This window comes from Streptomyces sp. M2CJ-2 (assembly GCF_016757295.1).
Classification (GTDB): domain Bacteria; phylum Actinomycetota; class Actinomycetes; order Streptomycetales; family Streptomycetaceae; genus Streptomyces.
This window is the reverse complement of record NZ_JAESIF010000004.1, coordinates 180,064-193,374: the sequence shown is the minus strand read 5'-3', so window position 1 is coordinate 193,374 and position 13,311 is coordinate 180,064. Positions and strand designations below refer to the sequence as shown.

Annotated in this window: 12 protein-coding genes, 2 pseudogenes and 1 riboswitch; of the genes and pseudogenes, 2 read left to right on the top strand and 12 right to left on the bottom strand. The window is 69.2% G+C overall.

Annotated features, from left to right (window positions below):
- Nucleotides 1–20: 20 nt before the first annotated feature.
- Nucleotides 21–127, bottom strand: a riboswitch (TPP riboswitch).
- Nucleotides 128–187: 60 nt separating this feature from the next.
- Nucleotides 188–1,294 (bottom strand): 23S rRNA (adenine(2503)-C(2))-methyltransferase RlmN, encoded by a 1,107-nt coding sequence (gene rlmN / locus JL475_RS06495; protein WP_202276301.1) that lies wholly within the window; start codon nt 1,292–1,294, stop codon nt 188–190.
- Nucleotides 1,295–1,611: 317 nt separating this feature from the next.
- On the opposite strand from rlmN, the gene JL475_RS06490 reads away from it, so the two are divergent.
- Nucleotides 1,612–2,046 carry a hypothetical protein gene (locus JL475_RS06490; protein ID WP_202276299.1) on the top strand — a complete coding sequence of 145 codons (435 nt, stop codon included), beginning with the start codon at nt 1,612–1,614 and terminating at the stop codon, nt 2,044–2,046.
- A gap of 165 nt (nt 2,047–2,211) precedes the next feature.
- Here the strand turns inward: JL475_RS06490 and JL475_RS06485 are convergent, their stop codons facing one another.
- From JL475_RS06485 to rpsB, 7 genes are all read right to left on the bottom strand, one after another.
- Nucleotides 2,212–2,631, bottom strand: coding sequence for an RDD family protein (locus JL475_RS06485; RefSeq protein ID WP_202276297.1), 420 nt, complete (start codon nt 2,629–2,631; stop codon nt 2,212–2,214).
- A 480-nt stretch (nt 2,632–3,111) separates the two neighbouring features.
- Nucleotides 3,112–3,288, bottom strand: coding sequence for a hypothetical protein (locus tag JL475_RS06480; RefSeq protein WP_181383766.1), 177 nt, complete (start codon nt 3,286–3,288; stop codon nt 3,112–3,114).
- 148 nt (nt 3,289–3,436) lie between these two features.
- Complete coding sequence (locus JL475_RS06475; RefSeq protein WP_202276295.1) at nt 3,437–4,561, bottom strand: phosphatidate cytidylyltransferase; 1,125 nt, start codon at nt 4,559–4,561, stop codon at nt 3,437–3,439.
- Complete coding sequence (frr, locus tag JL475_RS06470) at nt 4,561–5,118, bottom strand: ribosome recycling factor (protein WP_109381790.1); 558 nt, start codon at nt 5,116–5,118, stop codon at nt 4,561–4,563. Before frr ends, JL475_RS06475 begins: the two co-directional genes overlap by 1 nt.
- A 175-nt stretch (nt 5,119–5,293) precedes the next feature.
- A complete protein-coding gene (gene pyrH, locus JL475_RS06465) occupies nt 5,294–6,052 on the bottom strand; it encodes a UMP kinase (protein ID WP_202276293.1) in 759 nt (252 codons plus the stop codon).
- Between the two features lie 189 nt (nt 6,053–6,241).
- The gene (gene tsf / locus JL475_RS06460; protein WP_202276291.1) at nt 6,242–7,078 is read right to left on the bottom strand and encodes a translation elongation factor Ts; all 837 of its coding nucleotides are present in this window, start codon (nt 7,076–7,078) and stop codon (nt 6,242–6,244) included.
- 158 nt (nt 7,079–7,236) lie between these two features.
- Nucleotides 7,237–8,184 (bottom strand): 30S ribosomal protein S2, encoded by a 948-nt coding sequence (rpsB, locus tag JL475_RS06455; RefSeq protein WP_202276289.1) that lies wholly within the window; start codon nt 8,182–8,184, stop codon nt 7,237–7,239.
- A 329-nt stretch (nt 8,185–8,513) separates the two neighbouring features.
- Here rpsB and JL475_RS06450 point away from each other — a divergent pair, with 329 nt between their 5' ends.
- Complete coding sequence (locus tag JL475_RS06450) at nt 8,514–9,131, top strand: murein hydrolase activator EnvC (protein WP_202276287.1); 618 nt, start codon at nt 8,514–8,516, stop codon at nt 9,129–9,131.
- Between the two features lie 38 nt (nt 9,132–9,169).
- Here the strand turns inward: JL475_RS06450 and JL475_RS06445 are convergent, their stop codons facing one another.
- From JL475_RS06445 to JL475_RS06435, 4 genes and pseudogenes are all read right to left on the bottom strand, one after another.
- Nucleotides 9,170–9,727, bottom strand: coding sequence for a TetR/AcrR family transcriptional regulator (locus JL475_RS06445; protein WP_202276370.1), 558 nt, complete (start codon nt 9,725–9,727; stop codon nt 9,170–9,172).
- 118 nt (nt 9,728–9,845) lie between these two features.
- Nucleotides 9,846–10,688: an RNA polymerase sigma factor WhiG gene (gene whiG / locus JL475_RS06440; RefSeq protein ID WP_109381784.1), complete on the bottom strand. Its 843-nt coding sequence runs from the start codon at nt 10,686–10,688 to the stop codon at nt 9,846–9,848.
- 319 nt (nt 10,689–11,007) lie between these two features.
- Nucleotides 11,008–11,385, bottom strand: a pseudogene (locus JL475_RS39805) (DNA-protecting protein DprA); the annotation flags it as partial.
- 144 nt (nt 11,386–11,529) lie between these two features.
- A pseudogene (locus JL475_RS06435) lies at nt 11,530–13,308 on the bottom strand (recombinase family protein); the annotation flags it as partial.
- Between the last annotated feature and the right edge of the window lie 3 nt (nt 13,309–13,311).

The window sequence follows — 13,311 nt, the reverse complement described above, 5'->3', positions numbered from 1 at the left end:
CCCCGGACAGGGCACAACAGCTCGAGTGATGACCGATCTCCCTACCCAGAATGACCTGGGCGAGGTTCGGAGGGTCTGCGGCCGGATGCCGCACTCTCAGCGCTGTGGCGCTCCCCTGTCGGAATATGAACGTATGTTTACCCGATATGAAGTTGTTGTCCTTACAACGTCTTCTACGCCGGCCAGGCTACCTCTCGCTCGCGGCGAGCTGGCCACAGGCCCCGTCGATCTCCTGTCCACGGGTGTCCCGGATCGTCACCGGCACACCGTGTGCGGCGATCGCGTCCACGAACGCCTTCTCGTCCTCGGGCCGTGAGGCGGTCCACTGGGAGCCGGGCGTCGGGTTGAGCGGGATGAGGTTGACGTGCACGGGCCTGCCCTTCAGCAGCCGCCCGAGCCGGTCGCCACGCCACGCCTGGTCGTTGATGTCCCGGATCAGCGCGTACTCGATGGACAGCCGCCGCCCCGACTTGGCCGCGTACTCGAAACCGGCGTCGAGGACCTCGCGCACCTTCCACCGCGTGTTCACGGGGACGAGGGTGTCGCGCAGTTCGTCGTCGGGCGCGTGCAGGGAGATGGCGAGGCGGCACTTGAAGCCCTCGTCGGAGAACCGGTTGATCGCCGGCACCAGCCCGACGGTCGAGACGGTGATCCCGCGCTGCGACAGCCCGAGCCCGTCGGGCTCCGGGTCGGTCAGACGACGGATCGAACCCACCACCCGGTTGTAGTTGGCGAGCGGCTCGCCCATCCCCATGAAGACGATGTTGCTCAGCCGGGCCGGACCTCCGGGGACCTCTCCGTCCCGCAGCGCCCGCATGCCGTCCACGATCTGGTGCACGATCTCCGCGGTGGACAGGTTCCGGTCGAGCCCGGCCTGACCGGTCGCGCAGAAGGGGCAGTTCATGCCGCAGCCCGCCTGCGAGCTGATGCACATCGTCACCCGGTCCGGGTACCGCATGAGCACCGACTCGACGAGCGTTCCGTCGAACAGCTTCCACAGCGTCTTGCGGGTGGTGCCCTGGTCGGTCGACAGGTGCCGGACGACCGTCATCAGCTCGGGAAGCAGCGCTTCCTGGAGCTTGGCGCGGGAACCGGCGGGAATGTCGGTCCACTGCTCCGGGTCGTGCGCGTACCGCGCGAAGTAGTGCTGCGAGAGCTGCTTGGCGCGAAACGGCTTCTCACCGGCCGCTGCGACCGCCTCCTTGCGCTCGGCCGGCGTGAGGTCGGCAAGGTGCCGCGGCGGCTTCTTGGCTCCGCGCGGCGCGACAAAAGTGAGTTCTCCGGGCTTAGGCATGGCGGTACCAGTGTCGCAGATCCAACCGGGTGACCTGGGACTGTCACTCACGACGACTGTCGTCAGCAGTCGTCACCGGTCGCCACTGAGCGGCCTCGGACGGCCCAGAGACGGCCCAGAGCTGATCACGAGGGACCGGCCGGTTGATCGACGGCAGCCTGCATCACTCGTCTGCACTGCGGGGATCGACAGCGAACGATTGCCCGCTGAGGCTGGGAGTGGCATGGGGCCGTCCCGTTGCCTGTTCAAGAGCCAGCCAGAGGTGACTGTGGCGCGACAGGTTCCCCGGCCCTGAATGAAGGAGAAGGTGCCTTCGCATGTCACACCGCACTGCCATGGTGCCGGAAGCCACCTGGGTGGCCCGGTGGGCGGGATCTCTGCTGTGCCTTGTGGTGGCCGGTATCCACGTTGTGGACCAAGGCGGCATCACGGCAACGAGGGACCCCTCCTACATAGGCATCGCCTACCACGTCCTGGAGATCGCGGCTGTGGTCGCGGCGGTACTGCTTCTCCTCGGCCTCGTACGACTGGGATGGCTGCTGGCGGTCGGGGTCGCCCTCGGCCCCCTGGTGGGCTACATCCTCTCCAGAGGGCCAGGACTGCCCGACTACAGCGATGACATCGGCAATTGGACAGAGCCGCTTGGGCTGGTCAGCCTGGCCGTCGAAGGAGCCCTGCTCCTGTTGTCGGTGCCGCTCTTCATGCGGAGCTTGCGCCCGAAACCAAGAGCTTCGGGAAGCATCGGAGACTAGTTTGGAAGATCGCGGATGCGGATGCGGCCTGACCTGGGAAGCCTCTGACCTGGTGCGGAGCGCTGTGATGCCCGCCGTTCCCCGTGAGTCCCCGCTGCTTTCCGCCGGATCGGGCACACAGCGGGCACGCCGCTGGGTTGGAACAGCCGCCGATCGGAACCGCCCTCACCTGCGATGGATCACCGCACTGCCGACAGCCTTGTCGTGCATGCCCCGGCGGCTCGCACTGAGGTTGATCGCGGACACGTGGGCGACAAGGAATATCGGCACAGTCGTCACCACCAGGTTGATGATGTGCCGTAGAACTGCGGGTCCATAGCCGAGCCGTGCGCCGTCACTCGCGCGAACCACCTCCACACCCATCGTGCGCTTGCCCAAGGTGCCGCCCCAGCGTGAGACGCATACCGGCGAGTATCCCAGGACGAAGACAAGGGTCCAGACGACGGCTGCAGTGAGCCAGAGGGTTCCCGCCCGGTCGTCCGGGACGGCGAAGACCTGGAGTATCCGGTCCAGCGCCAGAAGAGGGCCCAGGACCACGACCGCGGCAAGGGGAAGGTCGATGGCGACAGCGGCACAGCGTCGCATGAGGCCGCCTGGGAAACCCGGACGCGGGCGGGAGTCGACGGATCCGCCCAGTGGCGGCAGAGGGCCGAGATCGTTGCCTGACAACATCGACACGGGCTCTCCTGGTCGCTGGTGCGGAACGGCGGGCACTGTATCGCGTAGGTCGGTGGAGTCTTAATGGGCGAGTCAACGCCGTCGAGTGCCACCAGTAGCCGAAGAAGTGAAGGGCCGAGTCTCTGACCTGCAGCCGTGCACTCGATCAACGCTGCGACCTGCGACTTGGCTGTCGGTGGTTGTCAGCGTTGGTCGTCGTCGAGCACCCCCGCACGGCCCGGAGACGGCCCAGTGACCCGAGCCAGGCCCCTATCCGCGCCGAACGTGCTGGTAGGGGGCTTTTCGCTGCCCGGTCACTGCCAGGTCTCCGGGCTTGGGCACGGCGGTACCAGGGTCGCAGATCCCATCGGGTGACCGCGCGGGCCTGCCGAGGGCGCCCGGGAACGCTCAGAACAGTCCCCCGACCAGAGCCACGGCCCAGGAGCCATAGCTCTTCCAACGGTGGGACATCCGGCAGTACAGACGCGGTTTGCGCCGCCCGCCCTGGTCGATCAAGGTGTCGCACCATCGGCACGGCAGTTCACCCCGGTACCTGCCGTCGTCCCCCAGCCGTGCCTGCGCCATGGCAGAACCCTACCCATGCGTGCACGCGCCGGACAGGGCGAGGGAACGGCGGCGGACGTGCTCGGGGCGGCCGGGCCCTTCCCGCGACGGGCCGAGCCCCCGCGTCCGGCGGGACGCGGGGGCTCGAAGAGGTCCGGGACCGGCGGGGTCAGCTGCCGACGAAGATCACCAGCAGCAGCCACACCACCGGAGCCGTGGGCAGCAGGGAGTCCAGGCGGTCCATGATGCCGCCGTGGCCGGGGAGCAGGGTGCCCATGTCCTTGATGCCCAGGTCCCGCTTGATCATGGACTCGCCCAGGTCGCCGAGGGTGGCGCTGACGGCGACCGCGAGGCCGAGCAGCAGCCCCTGCCACCAGGTGCCGTCGTCGATCAGGAACTGCATGCACAGCGCGCCCGCCGCCATCGCGAACCCGACCGCGCCCAGCAGGCCCTCGCGGGTCTTGCCGGGGCTGATGCGCGGGGCGAGCTTGTGCGTGCCGAAGCGCCAGCCGACGGCATACGCGCCGGTGTCACTGATGACCGTGAGCAGCAGGAACACCAGGACCCGCCAGTGCCCGTCGTCCGCGGCCAGCATCATCGTGACGAAGGTCGCCAGGAACGGCACGTAGAACGCGGCGAAGACCCCCGCCGTGACGTCCTTGAGGTAGTTCTCGGGCGGTTGGGTCATCCGCCAGACCAGTACCGCCAGCGCGGTGAACGCCATGGCGACCCACGCGCCCTCGGTGCCCCGGACGTACCCGGCGACGACCATGGCGGCGCCGCCGAGCGCGAGCGGCACGAGCGGCGCCCGGATCCCCTTGCGCTCCTCCAGCCTCTTGGTCAGCTCCCACAAGCCCACCACGACGGCGGCCGCGACGACGCCGACGAAGACCGCCTTGACGACGAACAGCGACACGGCGATCACCGCGCCGAGCCCGACACCGACCCCTATCGCGGCGCCCAGGTCGCGTCCCGCGCTCTTCTTCTGCGGCGGGGGCGCCGGCTGCGGGGCGTCGGGCATGGGCTCCGGATTCTGCGGCATCTCCCCCGGATGGGGGCGCGCCCGCGTCGTCTCGTCTGGGAACAGAGGACCGCCCAGCCGAGCGGTCTCCCGGCCCATGTCCTGATCGGCGCCGTGTTCGGGCAGGCCGGGCACGATGGGCATGGGGCGAGTCTGCTGCGCGTAGTGCGCATCGTACGTGGGACCCGCCGGGACAGCTCCCTGGACGGGCCCCTGCTCGGGCGGCCCCCAGTACCCGGCCTGCGGCGGCGCCCCCCAGGAAGAGTCGTTCATCAGACCTCGAGCAGTTCCGCTTCCTTGTGCTTCAGGAGCTCGTCCACCTGCGCGACGTACTTCGCGGTGGTGTCGTCGAGCTCCTTCTCCGCACGGCGGCCCTCGTCCTCGCCGACCTCGCCGTCCTTGATCATCTTGTCGATGCCGTCCTTGGCCTTGCGGCGCACGGCACGGATGGAGACCTTGGCGTCCTCTCCCTTGGCCTTGGCGACCTTGATGAACTCGCGGCGGCGCTCCTCGGTGAGCTCGGGGAACACCACTCGGATGATATTGCCGTCGTTGCTCGGGTTGACACCCAGGTCGGAGTCGCGGATGGCCTGTTCGATGTTGCGCAGGGCGCTCTTGTCGAACGGCGTCACCACGGCCATGCGCGGCTCGGGCACGGAGAACGAGGCCAGCTGGTTGATCGGCGTCAGCGCGCCGTAGTAGTCGGCCACGATCTTGTTGAACATCGCCGGGTGCGCACGGCCGGTGCGGATCGCGGCGAAGTCCTCCTTGGCGACCACGACGGCCTTCTCCATTTTCTCCTCGGCCTCGAGGAGGGTCTCTTCGATCACCACTTGCTCCTGCGTGTCTTGAGTAGGCCCGGTCGCGGTTCCCTGGCGGGGTGGCGGCCGGCTGCGTCGCGTCTTCTTCCTGCACGGTTCCCGACCGGCGGGACATTGTCCATCCCCCGGCCCGGCCCGTCCGTCTCCAGGAGTGTCCTGACTCGGACGGGTGGTTCTGGTCCGGTCAGTTCCGGTCCGTCTGGTCACCCACAAGTGTGCCGATCTTCTCACCCTTGACGGCGCGCGCGATATTGCCCTCCGTCAGCAGCTCGAAGACGACGATCGGGAGCTTGTTGTCGCGGCACAGGGTGATGGCCGTGGCGTCGGCGACCTTCAGGTCACGCGTGATGACCTCCCCGTACCCGAGGTGGTCGAACTTCACCGCGTCGGGGTTGGTCTTCGGGTCGGAGTCGTAGACCCCGTCCACTCCGTTCTTGCCCATCAGCAGCGCCTCGGCGTCGATCTCCAGGGCGCGCTGGGCGGCGGTGGTGTCGGTGGAGAAGTACGGCATGCCCATACCGGCGCCGAAGATGACCACGCGGCCCTTCTCCAGGTGCCGTACGGCCCGCAGGGGGATGTAGGGCTCCGCGACCTGGCCCATGGTGATGGCGGTCTGCACCCTGCAGTCCACGCCCTCCTTCTCCAGGAAGTCCTGGAGCGCCAGGCAGTTCATCACGGTACCCAGCATGCCCATGTAGTCGGAGCGGGCCCGGTCCATGCCGCGCTGCTGCAGTTCCGCGCCGCGGAAGAAGTTGCCGCCGCCGATGACGGCGGCGATCTGCGCGCCGTCACGGACGACCGCCGCGATCTCGCGTGCCACGGCGTGCACCACGTCGGGATCGACGCCCAGGCCGCCGCCACCGGAGAATGCCTCTCCGGACAGCTTCAGCAGAAACCGGCCGCGCACTTTGCCGTCGTCGCTCTTCTCGGCCTTGGTGGTCATGGGGATCCCGCCTCTTTCACGTGTTGCACATACGAAGGAGGCCACTGCCGGTGGGGTGTGCTTCGCATCCCATGCGGCAATGGCCTCCTCGTCAGATCTGCTGTCACCCGGCACGCGCACGTGCGTGACGGCGTGTCCGAACGACTGCTGACGACCCTATCGGGGTCGCGCGCCCGTCGCGGTAAGGACTCAGATGCCGACCTTGATGCGCGTGAAGCGCTTCAGGGTGACACCGGCCTCGTCCAGGACCTGCTGGACGGACTTCTTGTTGTCCAGCGCGTAGGGCTGGCCGAGCAGCGTGGCGTCCTTGAAGAAGCCGTTGAGGCGACCCTCGACGATCTTCGGCAGGGCGGCCTCGGGCTTGCCCTCGGCGCGAGTGGTCTCCTCGGCGACGCGGCGCTCGGTCTCGATGACCTCGGCCGGCACGTCCTCCTTGGCGAGGTACTTCGGCGCGAACGCGGCGATGTGCTGGGCGACGCCCTTGGCGACCTCGGCACTCGGCTTGTCGAGCTCGACGAGAACACCGATCTGCGGGGGCAGGTCGGGCATCGTGCGGTGCATGTACGCCGCCACGTAGCCGTCGGTGAACTGGGCGAAGCGGTCCAGGACGATCTTCTCGCCCAGGTTGGCGTTGGCCTCGTCGACGAACGCCTGGACGGTCTTGCCGGCCGCGATCTCGGAGGCGAGCAGGGCCTCGATGTCGGCCGGGGAGGTCTTGGCGACGTGCTCGGCGATGGCGGTGGCCACGCCCTGGAACTTCTCACCCTTGGCGACGAAGTCCGTCTCGCACTTCAGCTCGACAAGGACGCCGGAGGCGTTGTCGTCGGCGATGATCGAGACCACGGCGCCGTTCTCGGCGGAGCGGCCCTCGCGCTTGGCGACGCCCTTCTGGCCCTTGATACGGAGCGCCTCGACGGCCTTCTCGACGTTGCCCTCGGCCTCGTCCAGCGCCTTCTTGCAGTCCATCATGCCGGCGCCGGTGAGCTCCCGGAGCTTCTTGACGTCGGCGGCGGTGTAGTTCGCCATGAGTCTGTGAGTCTTTCTCGAAGTCTGGAGGTTCGGAGATCTGCGGGTCCGCGATCTACGTGTAGACGCAGATCGCGGACTCACCGCTGACCTACGGGTGAACGGCGGGAGCAGACTTCATGTGGCCCGCTCCCGCCGTATCCGCACGGACGGGCCGGTCAGGCCTGGTCGGCCTCGGCGGCCGGGGCGGCGTCGGCCGCGGGGGCCTCAGCGGCGGGGGCCTCAGCAGCGGGGGCCTCAGCAGCGGGGGCCTCAGCAGCGGGGGCCTCAGCAGCCTCGGCCGGCTTCTCGGCTTCGGCGGCGGCCGGGGCGGCGCCCTCGGAGTCAGCCTTCTTCTCGCCCTCGAGCAGGTCGCGCTCCCACTCGGCGAGGGGCTCGCCGGCGGCCTTCTCGCCCTTGCCCTGGGTGGCGACACCGGAACGGGCGATGAGGCCCTCGGCGACCGCGTCGGCGATCACGCGGGTGAGCAGGGTGACCGAGCGGATCGCGTCGTCGTTGCCCGGGATCTTGTAGTCGACCTCGTCGGGGTCGCAGTTGGTGTCGAGGATGGCGACGACCGGGATGTTGAGCTTCCGGGCCTCGCCGACCGCGATGTGCTCCTTCTTGGTGTCCACGATCCAGACGGCGCTGGGCACCTTCTGCATCTCGCGGATACCGCCGAGGGTCTTCTCCAGCTTGGCCTTCTCGCGGGAGAGGACCAGCAGCTCCTTCTTGGTGAGGCCGGAAGCGGCCACGTCCTCGAAGTCGATCTGCTCGAGCTCCTTGAGGCGCTGCAGACGCTTGTAGACGGTCGAGAAGTTGGTGAGCATGCCGCCCAGCCAGCGCTGGTTGACGTAGGGCATGCCGACGCGGGTGGCCTGCTCCGCGATGGCCTCCTGCGCCTGCTTCTTCGTACCGACGAACATGACCGTGCCGCCGTGGGCGACGGTCTCCTTGACGAACTCGTAGGCGCGGTCGATGTACGACAGCGACTGGAGCAGGTCGATGATGTAGATGCCGTTGCGCTCGGTGAAGATGAAGCGCTTCATCTTCGGGTTCCAACGGCGGGTCTGGTGACCGAAGTGGACGCCGCTTTCCAGCAGCTCCCGCATCGTGACGACGGCCATGGCCGTATCTCCTTGGTTTTCTCGGTTGTGCCGCGGGAGCCGGCGGTTCCCGCGCCTGACGCCCACGACGCGCCGTTGCCACAGAGGACCGAGGGGCGCTGACAGCGGGAGCGGTCGCGACCGTGCGGTCATGACCGGACCCGATGTCGGGGCGTGCGAAGTCGACCCGGTGACCCGGATCGCCACCCAGAAGTGTACGGGACCCACGGGGCGCCGGGTGACGTCGTTGTCCACAACCGACCGGTGGTCCACAGGTCCGGGCAGTGATCACGGATCTCGGGGAGGCTCCCCGCATGCGAGTGAGCCGATTTCTGAGGACGTGTGCGCGCATGGCCGTCCTGCTGGTCCTGACGCCGACGGTGCTGCTGTCACCACCGTCGCCTCCGCTGCCGTTGCTCGTGGCTCGGACGGGTGACACGGCTCCGCCGGATGCCGACGCCGATGCCGCTGATGCCGCCGGTGCCGGGGCGGCGGCCCCCGGGTCCGGGGTGCCGTCCGTCGGGCGGGCCTGGCCCGTGGGGATACGACCGCGGGTGCTGCGCGGCTGGGAACCGCCGGAGACCAGGTACGGGCGCGGACACCGCGGTGTGGACCTGGCGGCGGCGCCGGGGACGCCGGTACGGGCGGTGGCGGCGGGCCGGGTCTCCTACGCCGGCCGGGTGGCCGGCCGAGGCGTCGTCTCGGTGGAGCTGTCCGGCACGGGCGCCCCGCCTCTGCGTACGACCTACGAGCCGGTCCTGCCGTCGGTGGAGAAAGGGGCCGAGGTGGCGCCGGGCGAGGTGATCGGCACGGTGGCGGCCACGGGCTCCCACTGCACGGCCCCCTGCCTGCACTGGGGCCTGCTGAGGGCGGACGTCTACCTCAACCCGCTCGCTCTGCTCCCGCCCCACCTGCTCGGCGGCCCCTCAAGACTCCTCCCGGTCCTCGGCGTACCACTGCCGGAGTGATCGGGACACCGGAGGAACGGGGGCCAGGGCCGGACGGATCAGGGCCGGACGCCCCGGAGGGTCATGGCGACCGCCGCCTCTGTGATCGTCTCCGGACTCTCCGCGGCGCCCAGTTCGATCCGGCGCACGGCGGCGTCGACCACGCCCTGGAGCAGCATCGCCGCGAGCCGGGGCTGCTCGTGGCCCAGTTCGCCCAGCGCCTCGACGATCATCGCGACGAGTCCGCCGTGCGCCGCGCGGATCTTCTCCCGGGCACCCGCGTCGAGTTCGCTCGCGGAGATGGCCACCACGGCACGGTGACGCCGGTCCCCGACCAGTTCCAGCTGTTTGCGGACGTACGCCTCGACCTTGGCCTCGGCGCCGTCGGCCGCGGCCATCGCGAACTCGACCTCGGCCGCCCAGACCGGGAAGTCGACCTCGCACAGTTCCTCGACGACGGCCGCGCGGGAGCGGAAGTACTCGTACACGGACGAGCGCGCCAGGCCGGTGCGCTCGGCGAGGGCGGGGAAGGTCAGCGCTTCCGTACCGCCCTCGGACAGCAGGGAGCGTGCCGCGTCCAGCAGGGCGGCTCGCTGCATCGACCGGTGCTCGGCCACGGAGGCCGCTCGAATCCTTGGCACGCCCACCACTTTACGGACGCCCCGCGCGAGGGGGGAGTCCTCGGACCGAAACCGCAGGTGGAGCGGGTGCACCGGGGCCTGCCGAGCCGCCGGCTCAGCCGCCGAAGCTCGCCAGTTTCGCCCTCAGCTGGAGTACGGACTTGGTGTGGATCTGGCTGACCCTGCTCTCCGTGACCCCCAGCACATGGCCGATCTCCGCCAGGGTGAGCCCTTCGTAGTAGTACAGCGTGACCACGGTCTTCTCCCGCTCCGGGAGCGTGTTGATCGCCCGCGCGAGGAACCGTCGCAGCTCCCGGCCCTCGGCCACCTCCACCGGGTTGTCGGCGGCGGTGTCCTCCAGGGTGTCCATCAGGCTGAGCCGGTCGCCGCTGTCGCCTCCGGCGTGCAGCAACTCCTCCAGGGCGACGACGTTCGCCAGGGACAGCTGGCTGAAAACCGCGTGCAGCTCCTCCACGGCGATACCCATCTCGCCGGCGACCTCGCTCTCCGTCGGCGTGCGCCTGAGCCGGGCCTCCAGCGTCGCGTACGCCCGCTCGACGTTGCGCGCCTTCTGCCGCACCGAGCGCGGAATCCAGTCCAGGGCCCGCAGCTCGTCGATCATCGCGCCCCTGATGCGGGTGATCGCGTAGGTCTCGAACTTGATCTCCCGGTCGACGTCGAACTTCTCGATCGCGTCGATCAGCCCGAACACCCCGGAGGAGACGAAGTCCGCCTGATCCACATTGGGCGGGAGCCCCACGCTGACCCGGCCCGCGACGTACTTCACCAACGGCGAGTAGTGCAGGATCAGCTGCTCCCGCAGTCGCTCGTCCCCCGTCGCCTTGTACGACCGCCACAGCTCGTCGAGCGTCGAGGGAGCGGGCGGCCGCACGCTGCCACCGTCACGGGCGGCTGGGGGGATCGCCGCCCGGTCGGACCCGGAGGTGTGCTGGGGCATTCGTCGCCTTGTGCCGTTCTGCGGCGGACGTCGCCGCCTGCGTGAGCTGTCTGTCCGATACCGAGCCGCCCGTCTGCGCCTGCCCGGATCGCCTGCCGTGGTGCCCTTCCGTGCTGTCCTTCCGTATCGGGACGCTTGTGAGCGTAGCGTGACTGCGGGGTCGCGGTGCGCGAAGAAGTGAGGTCGGGGCGCGCGTGGAGGTGCCCCGACCTCGGCCCCGCCGGGTCGCACTCGTCGCTCTGCGTGTTCACCCGGGTGTCCCAACTGACGTATTTTCCAAGGGGCGTGGACGTTCCCCCGGACGGCCGAACACACTCCGTCAGTGATCATCGGAGCCGTCCCCGACCGGGATCACCGCCTGGCGTGTCAACTTCCAGTCGTCGCCGTGTCGTTCGACGTACCCAAGTGCTCGCAGTTCGTACAGTCTCGCGACCGCGTCGTCGCGGGTGGTGCGCGCACCACGCGCGATCCCGTCCACGTCGGCCGCCACCCGCGCCGGCAGCGCGTCGAGGACCTGGTGTGCGGCCGGATCCAGCAGGTCGCGGGGCAGTACCGGGCCGCGCCGGTCCGGGGCCAGTTCGCCCATGTCTCCGACCAGTTCGATGACCTCCGCGGCGTCGGTGACCAGCACCGCCTCCTGCCGCAGCAGTTCGTGCACCCCGGCGGAGCGCCCACTGGTGGCCGGCCCGGGGACGCCTGTTTCTCCGGGTGGCGCTCCAGCTCCCGCATCGGCGTCGGTCAGGACACGCGGGTCGACACGGCCCTCCACCCGGAACGGCGGCACCAGGGACGGCGTCCGCAGCGGCTGGCCCGTGTTCGGCAGGGCGGCCATGATCTCGTGCCAGGTGCCGTCAGCGCGCCACCGCTTGTAACGGCTGTGGATGCTCTTCCACAGACCGAACCGCTCGGGCAGGTCCTCCCAGCGGCACCCGGTGCGCGCCTTGTAGAACATCGCATCGAGCATCAGGCGGCTGGGGATGAGCCGACGGTTCGGGTGCTCCGGCTCCCATGCCTTGATGACCGGCTCGACCAGGGCATAGACCTCGTCGGTCAGCTCGTCCGGCACCAGGCGGTCATTGGCGGTGAACCAATCGCGCACCGAGCACGCCATGCCAAGACGCGGCTTCGGGATCTCACCCGTGATGGTGACCCGCACGTCGAGCAGCGCCAGCACTTCGGCCTGCTCGGCGGGTTCCATGTCGGCCAGTCGGGTGCGCGCCGTGGTGGCCAGCGCTTCGAGGTCGCGCGCACGCTGGGCGGTGGCCTCGGTCTCCTCCAGCCACGCGGCGGCCTCGTCGCGCATCGCCTGAAGCTGCTCCAGTTCCTCAGTCAGCGCGCGGGTGGCCGCTTCCAGTGCAACCGGCGGCAGATTCAGCTTGGCGTAGTCGGTCACGGTCCTGACCAGAGCGGATTCACGCTCGCCGATCTGGCGGTCCAGGTCGGCGATGCGGTCGGCGTGGTTGGTCTGCTCGCCAGCCGTCATGCCGACCCACTCAGCCGCCATCGCCTTCAGGCGGTCCGGGTCGCCCAGCAGATTGACCACCTCGCCCCAGACGGCGGCCTCCATCGCGTCGGCGTCGACCACCTTGCAGGTACAGGTCGGGTCGCCCGGGTACTTCGCAGCGAGGCCCTTGCAGCGGTACCAGCGACCCAAGCGGCTGGCGCGGGCCATGCCGACGTGGTGCGAGTTGCAACCGGTGTGCTCGTTGAACAGTCGCTTCGACAGCGGGTAGCCGTGCGGCTTCGGCTTGGGCTTGCCGTTACCCAGCCGCCCCATGGCTGCGCTGAGGTCGGCCACCTCGTCCGGCGTGAAGACCGGGTCCAGCTTGATGGTCACGGTCTTGCCGTGCTTGGCCGTGCCGTCCTTGTTGAGGGTCGCGCCATGCCCGGCGTGCGCCCGCTTCGGGTTACGGAAGGTCACCACCGCGCGCAGGGTCGATTCGCTAATGAGCTTGGCCCGAAGGTTGGAGTGCGACCAGGGCTTGCCCGATCGGGTGAACATCCCGAGCGCGTTGAGACGCTGCGCCATCTCGCGCGTGTTCAGGCCCTCCTCTACGGCCATCTTCCGGGCGGCCTTCAGGGTGGCGGCCTCGTTCTCGTCGATGACGAGGAACGACCCACGCTTGCCCTTGCCCTCGATGCGGTAGCCGTACGGCGGTGCACCGCCGGGCCACCCGCCCGCCTCGGCCTTCTTCTGGAGGCCGCCCTGGGTGCGCTCGCGGATCAGGTTGTACTCCATCTCCGCGAGGGCCGCGAACTGCTGCAACATGAACTTGCCGGTGGTGGTCGTCGTGTCGATCTCCTGGGTGACCGACACGATCGCGGTTTCCAGGTCTTCGAGCTGCCAGATCCACCGCCAGAAGGCGCGACCCGTCCGGCCCACCCTGTCGAACTTGTGGACCACGACCACGTCAATGAGTCCGGCCTTCACGTCGGCCATCAGCCGATCGAAGCCGGGACGCTTGGTCAGCGAACCGCTGACGCCCTCGTCCTTATATACGTCGTGCAGCCGCCAGCCTTTGCGCTCGACGTAGGCCCGGCAGGCGTCGTCCTGGACGTCGAGGCCATAGCCGTGCGTCTGCTCCTCGGTGCTGACGCGCTCCAAGATGGCGGCGCGCATGAC